Raw genomic sequence first — 17,705 nt, forward strand, 5'->3', positions numbered from 1 at the left:
TGCGGCTGCAATAGTTATTTTAGCAATAGCCAGAAAACCTCAATCTTCGTCTCTGCGCCTCTGCGTGAGCTATCCTTCTAATTCACCAACGTCAACTACCATAACTCACAAAAAGCGTGTCAGAATCAACATTAGCCATCAATAAATGTGGGTATATGTTCTGGCAAAACGGACAGCTAATACATAACGGCAAATACAAAATAGAAAAACAGTTGGGTGGTGGCGGTTTTGCAGTTACCTACCAAGCAATGCATACTAAGCTAAACCGTCGAGTCGTCATCAAAACCCCCAACATCAGCATCCAACGAGATCCAGATTATCCCAAATATGTTGAACGCTTCAAAAAAGAAGCACAGATGCTAGCAATGTGTTGTACAGACTCACATCCCCATATTGTGCAAGTATTCGACTTTTTTGTTGAAGAAGATGGTCGCTACTGCTTAGAGATGCAATATATAGCAGGCGAGAGTTTATGGGAATACGTGCAACGCCAAGGGAAATTACCCGAAACTGAAGCTGTAAGATACATCCGCCAAATAGGTTTAGCTTTGGTAGAGGTACATAAAAAAGGAGTCTTTCATCTCGATGTCACTCCCCCCAATATTATGCTCAACTTTAATTCAGAGATTCCTAACTCAGGCAAAGCAGTATTAATTGACTTTGGTATTGCCAGCGATATGTCCCCACCGAGTACATTGTCTAGGTCTTTTGGTAACAGGGTATTTGCGCCCTATGAGTTAACACGCAAAGGGATTCGTAACTCCACAGTTGATATCTACTGCTTGGCTGGATCATTGTACTATGCCATCACTGGACAACGCCCCACCAATTCCTTTGACCGCAAGTATGAGCAAGAGGAATTAGTATCACCAAAGCAACTTGTCCCCAGTCTTAATGATGCTGTAAATGAAGCGATTCTGCAAGGCATGGCATTAGAGGCAAAAGATCGACCTCAGACAATGGAAGAGTGGTTGAATTTTCTCTCCTCCTCGCAAGCTAATCTAACAGAAGTGATATTAGCTTCAGATGTGGGGGTAAATTACCAAAATCTAGAAAATTTACTCAAAGCGGGTCAATGGAAAGCAGCAAACCAAGAAACCACCAGAGTCATGCTGAAAGTAGCCAAAAGAGAACAGCAAGGCTGGCTTAATTATGAATCCATTGAAAATTTTCCCTGCACAGATTTACGCACAATTGACCAATTGTGGGTAAAATACAGCAATGGTCATTTTGGCTTTAGCGTACAAAAACGCATTTGGCTAGAATACGGTGGCAATGTAAATTATCAAACGGAGTGTCTTTTGGGCGATCGCTTAGGCTGGCGCAATAATGAAGGCTGGTTAGAAGAATATGAATACAACTATTCGCTAGACTCTACCCAGGGGCATCTCCCTGTTGTCTTCGATTTCGCCGTTCGATTCTGGATCTCAGAAGGTCAGGGATTGGCACTTCATACTTCTTCTCTACTTCTTCTCTCGCGTCCAGACTTGTAAATTGTAATGTATAAAGGTTTACGAGATTTGTAAAACTTTGTGAACAAGATATATTCCACGAAGCCTTGCGGGTTCTAGCTTTTCGTTACCTGGCACTGTTTAAATAAGCGAGGTACTCAGGCGCACGCTTTGCAAACACAAAAAGCCGCAATCAATATTAGATTAGGATATAAATTCAATACCCAGTTTTTCAACCATGTAAATACAGGGGTAATAATGACTATTAAAGAACAAATTAACCAAGAACTAGAAAAATTACCTGAACCCTTATTGCAGGAAATTTTAGACTTTGTGCAATCTTTGCAAGCCAAACATGAAAAAAATAGTATATCTTCAGATACCCAACCCGATCAAATGCTTATAACAGAGCATACCTTAACAGGTTCTACTGCTGAAGATTTATTAGAATTTATCGGCATTTGGGAAGGTTCAGATATTAAAGAATGCCTGCAACTAGTTCATGACAGTCGCATACCTCTAGAATTGTAATTATGTATCTATTGGATACTAATCACTGTTCCTTTTTGATGGAAGGGATGCCTAGTGTTGTGAATCACTTGCGATCGCTTGGTCAGGTACAATTAGCAACTAGCGACTTTTGCAAGAAGTCTATCCCCTATCCCCTCTATGGGAACCACCAACTTCCTCTATCGCTGTAAAACTGAAATCGTGCAAAGCCAAGAAATTGACCGTGAGATTTTTCACCCACAGGGAATGCAGTAACACCCAATAAGTAAACACCAGAAAAACTGGGATTACTTATAGGGCGGAGGGCGATGGTAATTGTCTGTCCTGGAGTTACAGGTGGATCGAAGATTACAGAAACCGTGCGTGTCTTGCGCTCGTTTATGACTGAAGCTAGTTGCAGTTGCGTTTCTTTACGATCGCGTGTGCCGACAAATGCACGGGTATCATCAAGATTGTAGCGGATGTATTCTGACCCCTCTTTTTGAGCGATCGTTACCTTCTGGAGAGCTTCTCCAGCATTTTCCGGCACATTGATGGTGAAATAGTAAGTTGCGCTCAAAACATTAACATCTTTGTAAGTAGTTGTCGCGTTAACAAGTGTTGGCGGTTGGACAAAATAGACTAGGCCATCTCTAAGCTGCACAGCTTGAGCCACCGGCAGCGTAACTTCTCCAATGCCTATTGCTAACGAGAGTGTTATTCCAAACAAATTTGTAAGGCGCATAATTCAGATATAAAAAAACGCACTTATTCTCATTCTAGTTCCTTGGGAATCAATGACTGAGGAACGATCGAAGCTTGTTTTTCCCCAACAGAAGATTTTGTATACCACCAAGCCCAAGCAATTAAAACGGCTTGCAACGGAAGTCTAACTACGTGTACCCAAGGTGAGTTTGGTATATGTTCAATCTTAATCAGATTAGCCGCCATGTAAATATTCGCTGGGTAAACAGCAATAAAAAGAGCAAGAAGTCCCCAAGCAGCAGCTTGACTTACAGGCGGAACTAATAACCCGATGCCACCCAAAATTTCATAAAAGCCACTGAGATAAACTAATCCTAAAGGGTAAGGTAGTTGTGGCGGCACAATTTTGACATATTCTTGTGGAACAAGAAAGTGTGTTACTCCAACCACAATGATGGATATAGCAAGGATGACACGTAATGTTTCCTTGTGCTTATTCATGGTTTTTGCCTCTTTATATACTTGCCCTATTACTTCAGTTTGACTGATGGATGTTAATCTGCATTGAGTCAATAGGAGTAAAAATCGACAAAATTTTCCCAAGTACTTACCAAAACAATGCTGAGTAAAAAAGCAATAATTGCACTCAGCACGGGCTAAACCTAGCTATCCGCTAACGGAACTCACAACTGGGCTACTCCTGAAAAAAGTGATTGCAACTATAAATAAAACTGATGCACCGGACTGTACTAAAGGATTTATTAACTATGCTACGGCTCGGTTAGTAAAGCAAAACAACATTTTTATCCAAAATTTTCTTAACTACGCTTGCATTTTTTACTACTCTTATATTAGTATAACTACGACAGCACAAAACAATCATATTTGCTGTTCAAAAATACTTTTGCCAAAATAGCCTAAGACAAGCGCTTGCTTGAATATGAGGCAGAAACTAGAATCTGCACTCAGACTTACACGACAGTTAAAACTACTTCTGTAAAACCATACAGAACAGAATTTTCTTGACGGAATTTTTTGTTACATGGTAAAAAGAAGCATTTATTATCTTAGGTTTGTTCGATGTCAAGCCTTGTAATTTGGCAAAGGTATTGTTAATTGTGCGTAATTTTTTCCAAATCAAATTGGATTGCTATAGATTCACTTTGACTAAACAATCAAAACTTTGGAGGAAAACAATGACAGCTACAACAACCACTAATGCTAATAATCTATACAATGTACAAAATCAGTGGGGTGGTGCATCTGCTCCGTGGAATCCTGGTGGAGTATGGGTAATTGGAGCTAGAGCAGATCAGCGCATTGTCGAACTCAAAGTTTCATCAAGTGACAACGGCAAAACACTTAATGGAACTACGACCTATGCTGGTGAAGGCCCCATCGGTTTTAAGGCTACCTTAACTGGAAGCGACAATTACAACGTAGAAAACCAGTGGGGAGGCTCATCTGCTCCGTGGAATCCTGGCGGGACTTGGGTACTTGGCGCTCGCGGAAATCAAAATGTTGTTGCGATCGATATTACATCCAGCGACGGCGGTAAAACCCTGACTGGAACTATCACTTATGCTGGTGAAGGCCCCATCGGTTTTAAGAGTGCTGCTGTTGATGGCCGTGTCTATAATGTGGAAAACCAATGGGGAGGCTCATCTGCTCCGTGGAATCCTGGTGGGACTTGGGTACTTGGCTCTCGATCGAATCAAAATGTTGTTGCGATCGATATTACATCGAACGATGGCGGTAAAACCCTGACTGGAACTATCACATATTCTGGTGAAGGCCCCATCGGCTTTAAAGGTAACATTGTTGGCAGCAACAACTACACAGTAGAAAACCAGTGGGGTGGTAATACAGCACCCTGGAATCCTGGTGGGACTTGGATAATCGGTAGTCGTGTGGGACAGAATGTAGTAGCGCTCAATGTCACATCTAATGATGGTGGGAAGACCCTAACTGGAACCACGACATATTCTGGTGAAGGCCCTATCGGCTTCCGATCGCACCAAATCTAAAAAGGCGATCGCCCTATATAGGTTTTGGTTAAGTAGGTACTGAACCGCACCCCTAACCCCCTGCTCGCTGTTTCGTGGCAGGGGGTTATGATGTAACTATAGGGTAACTCAGCACTCAGCACAGGCTAAACCTTAGCTATCCGCTAACAACACTCCTGAAGCTAAATCTAATTTTTCTCGAACTATTCTCTCATCTCTAAAGCCGACCAACACAGCTGTTCCATCTTTGATGAAAAGTGGACGTTTGAGCAGCATCGCATCGTGAGTGAATGCATCAACCCACTGTTCATCAGCCCAAGTCTTCTTTTCATCTCCTAAAGCGCGGTAGGATTGACCAGAGGTGTTTCGCATGGGAGCAAAACCCAAAGACTTTACCCAGTTTTGAATCATCTCACGAGTCGGCGGAGTATCTTTGGTGTTGATAAATTCATGGTCAATGTTGTTGTGTTGGAGCCACGTCAAAGCTTTTTTGCAAGTGCTGCAATTGGGAATTCCGTAGACTTGAATAGACATAAAATAATTAAGCAACAATCTCCATATATGACATAGTAGGTAGAACTTCTGCCATCAATGCTCTTGTCGTAGAATCTCTATGGCATAAATTTAAGAGTAGCGATCGCTTTTAGCAATCGGTAATTCCAAGTATGGAACTGGTTGATCCATAATTCGAGGGTTCTAAAATACCAAGGAGTAGTTTTACTAACGCTTTATCCATAAAAAATATGAGCGATGCCTTTAACCGACTTGCACCCTTCATCCAAGAATATATTTATCATCACCAGTGGACTGAATTACGACCAGTTCAAATTGCCGCTTGTCAAGTTATATTTGACACTGATGCTCACTTGCTAGTTACTGCTGCAACTGCTGCTGGGAAAACAGAAGCAGCTTTTCTGCCAGTTTTGACTCTATTACATACCAACCCTGTTGCCACAATTGGTGCATTATATATTAGTCCAATCAAAGCTTTAATTAACGATCAATTTGAGCGTCTTAATGACTTACTAAAAGAAGTAGATATTCCAGTTTGGCACTGGCATGGCGATGTTTCCCAAACTAGAAAAAACAAGCTTTTAAAGAATCCTCAAGGTATTCTGCAAATTACTCCAGAATCTCTGGAAAGTTTGCTAATTAATAAAACTAACGACTTACTCCGCTTATTTGGTGATTTAAAATTTATCATCATTGATGAAATTCACGCCTTTATGGGTTCAGAACGCGGTTGTCAAATTATTTGCCAATTACAACGTTTAGCAAACTTGACGCAAAAACAACCGCGTCGTATTGGTTTATCGGCAACTCTTGGGGATTACTCAATAGCAGAAAATTGGCTGCGATCGGGAACAGATAAGCCAGTAATTACACCAAAAATTGATGGTATAAAACGCCAGATAAAACTAGCTGTAGAACATTTTTATATTACTGATGAAGTAGATGAATCAGAGGCGACAGCAGATGAACAATATATTTTCAACCTCAGCAAGTCTCGCAAATGCCTGATATTTGCTAATAATCGCACACGTACGGAATCTGTAATTGCATCTTTGCGACAAATTGCCACAGAACAAGGACTACCAGATATATATCATGTGCATCATGGAAGTATATCTGCTAGCTTACGGCAAGCTGCTGAAAATGCGATGCGTGAACCCAACAATCCAGCCGTTACCGCCGCCACTCTGACTCTAGAATTAGGCATAGATATCGGTCATTTAGAGCGAGTGATTCAGTTAGAATCACCCTTGTCTGTAGCTAGCTTTTTACAACGCTTGGGACGAAGTGGTAGAAGAGGAGAAGCTGCTGATATGCGTTTTGTCTGCGCTGAAGATAAACCATTAGCAGAAGCTTCTCTACCAGAACAAATACCCTGGCAACTTTTGCAATGTATTGCTATTATTCAACTTTATTTAGAGGAACAATGGATTGAACCAATTAGACCAATTAAATATCCTTTGAGTTTGCTTTATCACCAAACCATGAGTATTTTAACAGCAGCAGGGGAAATTTCAGCTAATGCTCTAGCTAAACAAATTTTTAGTCTACCCCCCTTTAATGCTCTTTTAAAAGAAGATTTTCAATTATTACTACGCTATTTAATTGATATTGGTCATATTCAGCAGACTGAACAAGGTAAATTAATCCTGGATTTGGCAGGAGAAAAGGTGGTGAGAAAATTTCAGTTTTATGCTGTCTTTGCTGAACAGCAAGAATATATTGTTAAGCAAGGTACAACAGAAATTGGCAGTATTGTCACACCGCTTCCTGTTGGCAATCAATTTGCTTTAGCTGGCAGAAGTTGGGAAGTCGTAGAAGTTGACTTCAAGAAGAAGGCTATTTTTGTTAAACAAGCTGAGGGTAAATCTAGTATTTATTGGCGTGGTGGTGGTGGGACTATTCATACCAAAGTTTTGCAACGAATGCAGCAAGTATTATTTGAGAATATCCAGTATAGTTACTTACAAAAAAATGCTTGGAAACGGTTATGTCAAGTTCGCCAAATGGCGCAGCAAGTTGGATTAGATAAGCAGAATATTTTGCAATTAGAAAAAGGTAAATGCTGTATTTTTCCTTGGATGGGTACGGTTGCTTATCGCACCTTAGAAAGATTACTCAACTCATCCTGTCGCGAATCGTTGGAAATTACAAGTATTGGCGGAGTAAATCCCTATTATTTGACAATTAAATTAGGCAAGGATAAATTTAAATATCTTTATCGTGAAATTACTTCATTATGTGAACAAAGAATTATTCCAGAAGATTTAGTCAGTAGCTCAGAAGCACCGGAAATTCAAAAATATGATGGTTTTATTCCTCATTCACTTTTACGAAAAGCTTTTGCTACTGATTATTTGGATATGAATGAACTCAAAAAACAAGTGGCATTGTGGGAAGAATAAAAATATAATTCGGAACTCTTTAAAAGTAGCTATTTTTTAATTAACTTTTGGAGCGATCGCAAATCATAAATTTAATATTTTCCAAGTCTTCAAAAGCTGATATCCAGCGATAAATAACACCAATGATGCCACAACAACTAAAAGATTCACTGACGTAAACGCATTACCAGTAAAGATTTCAATTTTGGGATTCTCTGGCTTACCTTTGAATGAGTATTTTTAAATTGGAATTTGAATCCAGAATTCTGTGCCTTTTCCTGGTTCTGATAGACAATTTAAAATTCCACCATGTTTTTCTACTATAATTTGGTAGCTAATTGACAATCCTAGACCTGTTCCCTTACCTACCTGTTTTGTGGTGAAAAATGGATCGAATAACCGCTTTTTAATATCTTCTACCATTCCTAATCCGTTATCAGCAATTCGGATGACAACAAATTTACTCTCTAAAATTTCAGTACGAATTACAATTTGCGGTTTATGATTTGTTTTTATCTTAACCATTGACTCTTCTAAAGCATCGATCGCATTAGTTAAAATATTCATAAACACTTGATTTAACTGGCCAGCATAACAATCAACTAGAGGCAAATTACCATATTCTTTAATTATAGATATATCCAAGCCAATTCCGTTGTTTTTCCAACGGTGATGCAAAATTAATAAAGTATTTTCAATTCCTTCATGAATGTCAACTAATTTTTTATCTGCTTCATCATGGCGAGAAAAATTTCGCAATCCTAAAACAATTTCACGAATACGATTAGTACCCATGTTCATCGATGATAGAAGTTGAGAAAGGTCACTAGTAAGGAATTCCAAATCAATTTTTTTAGCGAAATTTTCAATTTCTACTTCCGGATGGGGATAATGTTGCTGATAAAGGTGCAAAAGAGTTAACATCTCTTGAAAGTATTCATTCGCAAAGGTTAAGTTACCATGAATAAAATTAACTGGATTGTTGATTTCATGAGCAACTCCAGCGACTAATTGCCCTAAACTAGACATTTTTTCATTTTGGATCAGTTGAGATTGAGTTTGTTGCAATTTATGCAAGGTTTCGGTGAGTTTTTCAGCTTGGGTTTGAGCTTCTAAAGTAGCAGTGCGACTTTGGGTATAAAGTTGTGCATGATCGATAGCGATCGCTAGTTGATCGCAAACAGCTTGTAACAGGTTAATTTCACTGTTAGTCCAAATGCGATCGCCACTACAATGACTGCACACAATTGCTCCAATTTCTCCAGAATTACTTTTAACTGGTAGCATTAGTTGAGATGCGATCCCAAACTCAGTTAAAAGTTCTTGTATATCATAATCAAGTTGTGATTTACTATTAATATTTTCGATGCAGATTAGCTCTTGAGAGAGAAGATTTTGAGTTAAAAAATTGCTTTTTTGCAGTGGAATACTGCCTAACATACTTGTTAAGTTAGGGTTTCGTGCTTCATAGGTAATAGTTAGGCTTGCTTGGGATGGGTGCGGTAAATAAGAAAGAAAGTAGCAACGGTCAATTTGTAATAAGCTGCGAATTTCATTCACAGCAGTTTCTAGGATCATATCTAGGTCAAGAGAACTGCGAATTTGACTAGCTAGACGCAGTAACAAAGCTTCCCGACGGCTGAGGAGTTCTTCTCGTGCCCAGATTCGGTCAATAGCCACAGCAATATTATTAGCAATCCAATTTAATAGATTATGAGTTGGTTCGGTAAATAATTGTTTGCTAAATAAAGCCATTATACCGATTATTTGCTGCTCTACTATTAAGGGATAAGCAGAAAATCGAGAAATTGAGAATGTAGATTCTATAAGCTTTTCTGAATGATTAACAGATAATTCTTGATTAAAAATAGCTTGATGGTTTTGAATCATTAAGCCAATAGTATTATTGACTAAAGCGATATGCTCTGGGAAATCTTGAGTATCGCTCAAAGCACTACAAGTAATCTCTGTGCAATGAACGCCAGCTTGCAATTGTAGCTGGTTTGTCTGGCGTTCAAATGTCCAGATACAAACAAAGCCGATATCAAGGTATTGGGAAATAGTATTTGTACAATTTTGCAGAATTTCTGGAAGTGTGCCACTTTGAGATAAAGCTAAACTGACTTCTGCACTCAAAACTGACAAGCGCGATCGCTCCAATAAAGCTAACTCTGAAAGCTTACGCTGTGTAATATCTGTACGAATTGATACATATTGATAGGGCTTTCCATCTTGTCCCAACATTGGGGCGATCAAAGTATCAACCCAATAAAAAGTTCCATCCTTGGCTTTATTTTGAATTTCTCCTTTCCAGATTTTTCCTTGGGCAATAGTTTTCCATAAACTTGCAAAAAATTCTTTTGTGTGATATCCAGAATTGATAATCCGATGATCTTGCCCTAAAAGTTCTTCTGAAGAATATTTAGAAACTTCACAAAATAGGTCATTGACATAGGTTATTTTTCCAGTTATATCAGTAATAGCTACCAGTGAATGAGCATTTAAGGCAAATCTAAAAGCTTCTAATTCTTTGATAGATTTTTGTAGAGCTATCTCATTCTCTTTATTAATAGTTATGTCACGAGCTACTGCATAAATCAATTGTTCTTCACTGAAAGCAGTCGCATTCCATGACAGCCATTTGTAAGAACCATCCTGACAAAGATAGCGGTTTTCAAAGCTGACTGCATCTACAGATTGTGCAATTTTTTCAGCTGCAACAATAGTGGATTCACGGTCTTCAGGATGAACAAATTCGATAAAGGGTTGAGCAACAAGTTCCTGAATTGACCAACCTAGTATTTTTGTCCATACCGGATTTAAATACTTAAAATAACCATCAAAGTTAGCAATACACAATAAGTCTAGAGAAAGTGAGAAAAAGCGGGAGTATTTTTCTTCAAATTGTTTGAACTCATATTTAACTAGTTTCATCAGCTTTTTAGGTATGAATCTTTTTTTTAAAAGGTTAAATAAGTTAATACATTTTTTATTGAAGTTGAATGACCATTTTAATGTAATATATCAACCTAGAGACTTACCTAATGTCAATTCTAAGCAAGACTGTTGAGCTTACCAATAAAAACGTAATTAACTTGATGTAGAGCCAATAAGTATCTAGTAGTTTCTACTGAGTAAACTAGCTAGCTATCGAGTTAATTCTCTACTGAATAAAGTTTTCCCTAAAAAGCTGTAAAGTAAACATTTAGATTTAAAATTTAAAATAAGAAGTGTTACGTAAACTGAATTAATCAGAATTTTTATTTGTAATTGTCCTTAAACTAGCTAAGGCATTAGTACCACAAAGCGTAATTCGTAGTTAAGAATTCAATTACGAATTATGAATTACGTTAAGCGTTAGTGAAAGCGTTGCGGTAGCGAGTATTCGAGCGTCCGCAGGAGCGTCATTACAAATTATTTTTAAGCAATACTCCCGCGCTTTCTGGCTTCTTTGTAGGAAGTTCCCACGTTTTTCAAACCAGCTTTAATCATTTGTTGTTCGAGAAGAGCAAAGAAACGCGCTTTATCGCCACCTTTTACCACTGCTTGATTGTGCGCTTCGGCGATCGCTACAGGGTAGCCATATCCTTTTTGCACTTGTGCTAACATCAGTCCCAGTGCTTGGTCTAACATGGTTGCATTCTCGGCTACCCATACCGGAACTTCGATTCGGGCGATTTCGGTGCCAACGTGGACGTAGCAAAAGTAAATTGTTTGATCGCCATAAAGTTCGAGAATAGGAGAATTGCTGCGCCACAGAGTACTACGTTGTCCTGGTTTGAGTCGAGTTGACCAAACAGAAGTATCTCGCAACTGTTCAAAAATTTTACAAGCTACTTTTTCTAGCTGATTTGGGCAATAAGTTTTACAGTCTGGCACTGGATGGGGACAAGCTAATAACCGTAAAAAGTTCATTGTTTCGATGCTGCGAGAGGCGCTAAGATAGCCCATTAAAGGAATTTGAGCATCACGCATCTGCTGCCAAGCTTCTAGGATGGGGGGTAAAATGCGATCGCGTGCATCCATCGGCAACTGTTCTAAAAACCAGTAAATTAGCGAACCATCTACCATCGCTAGCGCTGGCGTTTCCGTTCGTGCTGCATCACACGCAAGTTCTGCTAACACCGTTGTTTCTGAAGCAGTGCGGCGAAAACTCATCCATTCCTCGGTTCTAATTCCCCATTGCCGAGACATATATAAATCTTCTGGGCGATAAAATACTTCTGGCAAACTATCGAGTAATGGATGGCGATTTTGTCCGTAGTGCAAGACGACTCTGCCAATATTTAGCAGATAACAGTAAGCAATTTCGTGATGGTTGGGGGCAATTTGGGAACCATCGGTAGCGATGACAGTATGAATTTTTGGGGGAACTGGGATATCGATGCAGGTTTCTAGCGCCTCAATTGGGGTAGCATTAGCAAAGAGAATGCGATCGCGCCATTTTTCCTGGCGATCGATTAAATCTTGTTGACACTCGTAGGCATTTTTTAAATGTTGTTGTGCCAGTTCTAAACGCTGACGACTAGCAGCAGCTTCTAAGGTAAGATGCTGACTTAAACCCTGCATTTGTCGCGCCAGTTTTGTTAGGTCAAGCATAAAAGTAAGTGCGAAGTGAGGAGTGAATACTTGTGAGTTATTATTTCACCTAAATTGACAAAATACATATTTGATTTATATAAATACGTCAGAAATTAAATATGCATTATTCAAAATCTTTATAGAGACGTAGCACTGCTACATCTCTTTTTGACTAGATATTTAATATATTAAAGCCAAGCTGAGAAATCTTTGGCAAACTGAGAAAGTGATAACAACTGAATTCGCGGATCGTTTTGAGCAGCTTCTCGTTCTACTTGGGTATTATAGCCCCAGTCTGCAAGAAAAAGTTTCACATCTTCAAGGTCTGCTTGCTGTTGGACTAATTGTAATGTCTTGAGTCTATCTTCTACAAACCAGAGACTAACAGATTTGTCTTCTGATGACTGAATTAATTCTCGCAAAATTTCATATTTGGGACGCTTAACTTCTTTCCCAAAGATTGATTCTGGTGGTAAATTTACTCCTTCTTGTTGTAACAACTGCTGTACAAAACGCCCTTCTTTAGTTGTCACAATGTATAGCTTAACTCCACTGTCGATAGTTAATTTGATTTTTTCTACTACAGCCGGATAAAATCTATGCAGACTCAGCCAACCACTTAAATCCGTGGTAATCCATTCATCTCGTTGGTTATCTAGTTTTACACCAATTTCTCTTGCTTGAAGCTGATCGTTTAACAAAATTTGTGGGGCAATGCTCACCCATTCATGAAGAATCTTTTCGTCAGAAATTCCATCTATCAAGGCTTTAATTAAAATGGGCATTTCCCAACCTGTTTCAATAACAGGTCTTAGTCGATAGAATCTTAAAGCCAAATCATCTGGCGGTGTGTCGTTAGCAGAAGACCAAATTTCACAGTAGGTACGCCATGCTACCTCAAAATATTCAATTAATCCGTCGCAAATCACTCCATCAAAGTCCAGGGCTAAAATTTGGGGACTACTTGTGGTCATTGGTTTGAGAATAAAACTGCTGTTGTCAGCTTACCCGACAAATTTAAATCATGCAGTAATTTTTGTTAGTCTTTTATAATTCATAAATTTGCTGAAAAACTGTGGTGGCATTGTAAAATTTGATTTGTTAATGGTAGGTTAACGAGGATCTACAGCAGGTTTGCGATCGACTAAACGAATTTGATTTTGCTTGACTACTACGGTGATTAGTGGTAGAGAGCGTTTAGCTGGCCCACGAACAACTCGGCCTTGAGAATCGTATTGAGATCCATGACTTGGACAAATAAAGTGATTCTTCTCAAGATCCCACTTGACTGTACATCCTAAATGGATACAGATTGGACTGATAGCGTACTCAGCAATCTGTGGCCAGTTTTGAATGATCAGATAATTTTACCATTAGTAGAATAATCTTCCATAATGATTGGATTTAGCCACAAAGGTCTACTAATATACTACGGTGCGACCGCATTAATATTAATATACATTTGTGTTTACTGTGGGTTGATTTTCATAAAATTAGTTTTTTAAGAGTTGCGCCTAAACTGTAATTTTTAATTATTATTTATTTCTGGAGTAGGAGGTTATTTATAAACCTCAGAGCTAAACTATAACCTCAGATATGCTCCTTAAAAAAAAATTCTTCAAAATATCTTCTCAAACTCTCTCCAGAGAAAGAACTCTTTATGTCTTTAATTTTTTAAGCTGTTGTTAGTCGAGTTCCATTTTTGAATAACTGAAAGCGCCATGAATGATAAAAATCAAGAAAATCAAATTAATCAACCAGTAGGCGAAGATCGGGATTCTCGTGAAAAGCCAGATGTGAACGAAAGAAACTTAACCGCGAATCCAGGAGATAGAATTTCTGATAAGCCTCAATCAGTTGAAGAGAAGGCTAAACAGGCAGCTGTTGATGATGTACCAGATATTACAGGCGACAAAATCACAGTACCAACTTACTTCGTTGTGGATGAACCTGATGGTGAAAAAAAGGCACTCCACCACGTTAAAGATGCTGAAGAAATTTCCGACATGATTCGGGAAGCACGAGTTGACGAAAATGGAAATCGAGTTTGGTGGTAGTTGTCTATTAAATACGCACAGACGCAGAGAAGTTATTAAATACTCTCTGCTTCTTTGTGTCTCGCGCTGACAGCAGATTGAAGATATTTTCCTCTGCATTGGAATACACTCTAAATTAAATCAGAATCTTTAGTTGTATTAGTATTTATTTCGCTCCAAATCTTTGCAACTTCGTTTCCTATTTCTTTTGGTGAAAACTTAGTTCTTTTTGTCTGTAGTTTAAGCCTTTTATATGCTTCATCTAGTGGATAATGCATTATTTCCTTTTTCCATCTGAACCACTGATTCCATTAATATTATCTATAATTGACACTGTTTCTAATTCAGCTTCTAACTGCTCAATCGTTGGCAAATTACCTTGCAAAGCCTCCGGCAAAATATCTTGTAGCTGATACACAGAAACACCAATGGGCTTATGCATATCTCGCAGAGAATATTCGGCAATTACCTTATTTTTACTCTTGCATAGAATCATTCCAATAGTAGGCTGATCATCTGGTTGCCTCAATAAATCATCCACTGCACTAACATAGAAATTCATCTTGCCGGAATGCTCTGGCTTGAACTCTTCAATTTTTAGGTCAATCACTATATAGCAGTGTAAACGTGCGTGGTAAAAGAACAAATCAAGATAAAAGTCTTCACCACCAACTTCAAGATGGTATTGACTACCTAAATAACCAAAACCAACCCCTAACTCTATTAAAAAATCGCGGATGTGGTTGATTAAAGCACGCTCCAAATCACGTTCCAGAAAATCTTCACCTAAATTGAGAAAATCAAAAGTGTAGGGATCTTTCAACAATTGCTGTGCTAATTCTGATTGTGGTTGAGGCAGAGTATGCTTAAAGTTGGTGGTTGCTTTACCCTGACGGTGATACAACTGACTTTCAATTTGGTGAACTAAAATATTCCGACTCCATCCATGCTGAATAGTTTGTTGTACGTACCACAAGCGTTCTGTTTGGTCTTTAACAGTATCCAAAATCCGAACATTATGACCCCAGGGAATAAGTGCAACAAGTTGTTGCACTAATTAGCTCATCTGGATAAGCTTCGGCAAATGCTCGCATATATTTAAGGTTGCGAAGCGAAAAGCCTTTCATCTCTGGAAAAGCTTTCTGTAAGTCAGCCGCCAGACGATTGATAACTTTTGCGCCCCAACCCTGCTGCTGTTGACGATTCAGAATATCTCGCCCAATTTGCCAGTAGAGTAATAGTAATTCTTTATTGACTGCAACTGCGGCTCGTAACTGAGCGCTAGAAATTTGTGTTTTTAGTTCAGTTAAAAAATCTTCATAACCAACGATCGCAGATGCACTCTTTTGTGAAGTTTCGGATTTATCGTCTCTAGGCATAAAAAAGAATTAGTGCTACTTTTATTCTGCCACCATCACACCAAATTCTGGTATCAGATACAGATACAGCAGAATTTAGAAGTAAAACACTCTTTCTGTCTGGGTAATAGACTTAGTTTGTGTACTTCACCAACTTGAAACCTGCTGTATACAAGTATCCAGCATTATGGCAGTATTTTTGCTGTATCGGTTAAACAGGATGTGAGTGGAATTTGCCAGAATTTACGCAAGAGCGATCGCAAGTGTTGGGATAATGAACACAATCCCATGTTTTGAATGAAGATTGCCTTCAGAAGGTATACAAACAATTAGAAGTATTGCCTAATTTGACAAAAAAGCGTAGGCGTAGCCTGTCGTAGACATCGCTCTCATCGCTGAAACTGAATAAATTCCTATCTAACTCGTTAATTGCAAAATAATCATCATTACTATGCGGTTATTGCATTAATACGGATTTACTATAGGTTCATAGATGCGATTCTAAATGAGGGAATAAAGATGGATACCCCTGGTGTTTACCAGGGGCTTTTTATTTGGCAGCTACGCCTTAAACGTCAACACCGGACTCAACCGCGCCACAACGTCTACCATTTCTGCCTCAACTTGCACATCAATCTGACCTGTGAGTACCCCATTTTTTATAGTATTTTTTTGCTATAAATATAGCGGTCGCACCCTTGGAGCTTTTGTAAAAAGCCACGTATTGTTTTTGTTTCGAGCTTAGTTGGGGAATACTAAACTAAGCACTGAATCTATCTATGACCTTTTTACACAAAATTACTAAAAAATTTTCCCGTAATAAATCTCAAAATGTTTCTGGGATAAATCCATCTGTAATCAGCCAACAACCTATAAAGCTGAAGCAACCAGCAAAACCATCAAAACCAAAAACTCTGGCTGAATTAGAACAGGAAATAGCAGCACAAGGGCAGGTTAGCAGTATACCCCATCAAAAAAGACCTAGCAAACCCAACAGAGGTATAGGTACTAAATTGATATGGATAGCAGTACTTATCGGCATTCCCGCAGGTGTGGTTTGGGTGGCGAATCAGCCTTACCCAATAATTCGTCGGAGTGTGGTGCAAAATGCGCCTTTTTTGTTGCTACCCAGTTACATGGGCATGGAACACCACTATCGACAGGCGTTGGCATCACTTGAGCAAGCTGAATACTTGATTAAAAAACCCACTAGTGCAGCAGATTTAGTGTTGGGTGAACAACAACTGCAACAGACAAAAACACATTTGGATAACTTGCCAGTTGGGTTGGTTAACGATTGGCCGGAATACAAATATTGGTGGTACGACTGGCGGTTCAGCGTTTACAGTCTGAATGCAGCGCGTCGTCAAGTAGGACAACTAGAAGCCAAGGTTTTTCAAGAAAAAAACGCTCAAACCTTGCTTACTGATAATAGTCAAGCATTATTGAACGCAAAACAGCAGTATCAAATTGCTACAACAGTAACCGATAAAAAGTCGGCGATCGCAGCTTGGCGTTCAGCACTGGATAAGTTAGAAGAGATTCCCGGACAAACCTTAGCCGGAAGAACTGCTCAAAATCAACTAGATGCCTACAAACGTGATTTTAAAGAAGTTGTGGGATTAGCAGCGGGAAATGAACGCGTCAGTACTTTAATTACCGCAGCACAGCAATTTTCTTGGCAAGCTGCTAAAGCTGGTCAAAATCCACCGCACACAGTCACCGAATGGGAACAAATAGAAAATTTATGGTCAGAAGCGATTAATCGGTTAAAACAGATTTCTTCTGAAGATTTGGTCGGCTATGCCCAAGCACAAAAGTTATTAGCAACTTATGAGACTAACTTGGGTCAAGTCAAAGTAAGACGACAAGCTGAGGCAGATTCTGTACAGGCTTTATTGATGGCACAACGAGAAATAGAAAGCTTAATGGCTTCAATTCCCACTGACCCCAAAAATTGGGATCGCAATCGTATAATTAGTCAGTTACACAGCATTATTAACCAATTAGAAAAGGTAGAAAAAGGTACAACTGTTTATTTAAAAGCTCAAGAGTTATTGCTATCGGCAAATAATAAATTCAAGCAACTCCAGTGAGATTTTTCAACTGTCAACAACTAACTTCATCCTTTCAGCAACAGGACAAGTACAAAGACCATCAAGAACGATTGAGTCAATTCAAA

General features: G+C 38.9%; 15 protein-coding genes. 6 read left to right on the top strand and 9 right to left on the bottom strand.

Annotated features, from left to right (window positions below; genetic code table 11):
* The first annotated feature begins 155 nt into the window (after window positions 1-155).
* Window positions 156-1,493 carry a serine/threonine-protein kinase gene (locus RM049_RS01895; protein WP_322702963.1) on the top strand — a complete coding sequence of 446 codons (1,338 nt, stop codon included), beginning with the start codon at window positions 156-158 and terminating at the stop codon, window positions 1,491-1,493.
* Between the two features lie 216 nt (window positions 1,494-1,709).
* Complete coding sequence (locus tag RM049_RS01900; protein ID WP_322702964.1) at window positions 1,710-1,982, top strand: DUF2281 domain-containing protein; 273 nt, start codon at window positions 1,710-1,712, stop codon at window positions 1,980-1,982.
* A 136-nt stretch (window positions 1,983-2,118) separates the two neighbouring features.
* On the opposite strand, the gene RM049_RS01905 is transcribed toward RM049_RS01900, so the two are convergent.
* Together RM049_RS01905 and RM049_RS01910 are read right to left on the bottom strand one after the other, a co-directional pair.
* Complete coding sequence (locus RM049_RS01905) at window positions 2,119-2,685, bottom strand: DUF2808 domain-containing protein (RefSeq protein ID WP_322702965.1); 567 nt, start codon at window positions 2,683-2,685, stop codon at window positions 2,119-2,121.
* A 29-nt stretch (window positions 2,686-2,714) separates the two neighbouring features.
* Window positions 2,715-3,146, bottom strand: coding sequence for a DoxX family protein (locus tag RM049_RS01910; RefSeq protein WP_322702966.1), 432 nt, complete (start codon window positions 3,144-3,146; stop codon window positions 2,715-2,717).
* Window positions 3,147-3,841: 695 nt separating this feature from the next.
* On the opposite strand from RM049_RS01910, the gene RM049_RS01915 reads away from it, so the two are divergent.
* On the top strand, window positions 3,842-4,672 hold the full coding sequence (locus tag RM049_RS01915; protein WP_322702967.1) for a lectin ESA-2: 831 nt from the start codon (window positions 3,842-3,844) through the stop codon (window positions 4,670-4,672).
* A gap of 132 nt (window positions 4,673-4,804) precedes the next feature.
* On the opposite strand, the gene RM049_RS01920 is transcribed toward RM049_RS01915, so the two are convergent.
* Window positions 4,805-5,185 (bottom strand): Spx/MgsR family RNA polymerase-binding regulatory protein, encoded by a 381-nt coding sequence (locus RM049_RS01920; RefSeq protein ID WP_322672140.1) that lies wholly within the window; start codon window positions 5,183-5,185, stop codon window positions 4,805-4,807.
* Window positions 5,186-5,394: 209 nt separating this feature from the next.
* Between RM049_RS01920 and RM049_RS01925 the strand changes: the two genes are divergently transcribed.
* Window positions 5,395-7,569: a DEAD/DEAH box helicase gene (locus RM049_RS01925; protein ID WP_322702968.1), complete on the top strand. Its 2,175-nt coding sequence runs from the start codon at window positions 5,395-5,397 to the stop codon at window positions 7,567-7,569.
* 219 nt (window positions 7,570-7,788) lie between these two features.
* On the opposite strand, the gene RM049_RS01930 is transcribed toward RM049_RS01925, so the two are convergent.
* From RM049_RS01930 to RM049_RS01945, 4 genes are all read right to left on the bottom strand, one after another.
* The gene (locus RM049_RS01930; RefSeq protein WP_322702969.1) at window positions 7,789-10,482 is read right to left on the bottom strand and encodes a PAS domain S-box protein; all 2,694 of its coding nucleotides are present in this window, start codon (window positions 10,480-10,482) and stop codon (window positions 7,789-7,791) included.
* Between the two features lie 486 nt (window positions 10,483-10,968).
* Window positions 10,969-12,147: a DNA double-strand break repair nuclease NurA gene (locus RM049_RS01935; protein ID WP_322702970.1), complete on the bottom strand. Its 1,179-nt coding sequence runs from the start codon at window positions 12,145-12,147 to the stop codon at window positions 10,969-10,971.
* Between the two features lie 170 nt (window positions 12,148-12,317).
* A complete protein-coding gene (locus RM049_RS01940) occupies window positions 12,318-13,103 on the bottom strand; it encodes an HAD family hydrolase (protein ID WP_322702971.1) in 786 nt (261 codons plus the stop codon).
* Between the two features lie 138 nt (window positions 13,104-13,241).
* Window positions 13,242-13,490: a Rieske 2Fe-2S domain-containing protein gene (locus RM049_RS01945; RefSeq protein WP_322703051.1), complete on the bottom strand. Its 249-nt coding sequence runs from the start codon at window positions 13,488-13,490 to the stop codon at window positions 13,242-13,244.
* A gap of 360 nt (window positions 13,491-13,850) precedes the next feature.
* Between RM049_RS01945 and RM049_RS01950 the strand changes: the two genes are divergently transcribed.
* Window positions 13,851-14,186 carry a hypothetical protein gene (locus RM049_RS01950; protein WP_322702972.1) on the top strand — a complete coding sequence of 112 codons (336 nt, stop codon included), beginning with the start codon at window positions 13,851-13,853 and terminating at the stop codon, window positions 14,184-14,186.
* Between the two features lie 256 nt (window positions 14,187-14,442).
* Here RM049_RS01950 and RM049_RS01955 read toward each other — a convergent pair whose 3' ends face one another.
* A complete protein-coding gene (locus RM049_RS01955) occupies window positions 14,443-15,219 on the bottom strand; it encodes a PDDEXK nuclease domain-containing protein (RefSeq protein ID WP_322702973.1) in 777 nt (258 codons plus the stop codon).
* Complete coding sequence (locus RM049_RS01960; protein WP_322702974.1) at window positions 15,182-15,544, bottom strand: DUF1016 N-terminal domain-containing protein; 363 nt, start codon at window positions 15,542-15,544, stop codon at window positions 15,182-15,184. Before RM049_RS01960 ends, RM049_RS01955 begins: the two co-directional genes overlap by 38 nt.
* A gap of 758 nt (window positions 15,545-16,302) precedes the next feature.
* Here RM049_RS01960 and RM049_RS01965 point away from each other — a divergent pair.
* Entirely contained in the window at window positions 16,303-17,619 is a 1,317-nt protein-coding gene (locus tag RM049_RS01965) for a hypothetical protein (RefSeq protein WP_322702975.1), read from the top strand.
* Window positions 17,620-17,705: the final 86 nt, after the last annotated feature.

The organism is Nostoc sp. DedQUE04 (assembly GCF_034530995.1).
GTDB lineage: Bacteria > Cyanobacteriota > Cyanobacteriia > Cyanobacteriales > Nostocaceae > Nostoc.

Bases quoted from the DNA above. Each gene is read 5' to 3' on its own strand.
- RM049_RS01920 (WP_322672140.1), bottom strand. From the start codon at position 5,185: ATGTCTATTCAAGTCTACGGAATTCCCAATTGCAGCACTTGCAAAAAA.
- RM049_RS01965 (WP_322702975.1), top strand. From the start codon at position 16,303: ATGACCTTTTTACACAAAATTACTAAAAAATTTTCCCGTAATAAATCT.
- RM049_RS01910 (WP_322702966.1), bottom strand. From the start codon at position 3,146: ATGAATAAGCACAAGGAAACATTACGTGTCATCCTTGCTATATCCATC.
- RM049_RS01915 (WP_322702967.1), top strand. From the start codon at position 3,842: ATGACAGCTACAACAACCACTAATGCTAATAATCTATACAATGTACAA.
- RM049_RS01950 (WP_322702972.1), top strand. From the start codon at position 13,851: ATGAATGATAAAAATCAAGAAAATCAAATTAATCAACCAGTAGGCGAA.
- RM049_RS01895 (WP_322702963.1), top strand. From the start codon at position 156: ATGTTCTGGCAAAACGGACAGCTAATACATAACGGCAAATACAAAATA.
- RM049_RS01935 (WP_322702970.1), bottom strand. From the start codon at position 12,147: ATGCTTGACCTAACAAAACTGGCGCGACAAATGCAGGGTTTAAGTCAG.
- RM049_RS01960 (WP_322702974.1), bottom strand. From the start codon at position 15,544: ATGCCTAGAGACGATAAATCCGAAACTTCACAAAAGAGTGCATCTGCG.
- RM049_RS01940 (WP_322702971.1), bottom strand. From the start codon at position 13,103: ATGACCACAAGTAGTCCCCAAATTTTAGCCCTGGACTTTGATGGAGTG.
- RM049_RS01925 (WP_322702968.1), top strand. From the start codon at position 5,395: ATGAGCGATGCCTTTAACCGACTTGCACCCTTCATCCAAGAATATATT.
- RM049_RS01900 (WP_322702964.1), top strand. From the start codon at position 1,710: ATGACTATTAAAGAACAAATTAACCAAGAACTAGAAAAATTACCTGAA.
- RM049_RS01930 (WP_322702969.1), bottom strand. From the start codon at position 10,482: ATGAAACTAGTTAAATATGAGTTCAAACAATTTGAAGAAAAATACTCC.
- RM049_RS01905 (WP_322702965.1), bottom strand. From the start codon at position 2,685: ATGCGCCTTACAAATTTGTTTGGAATAACACTCTCGTTAGCAATAGGC.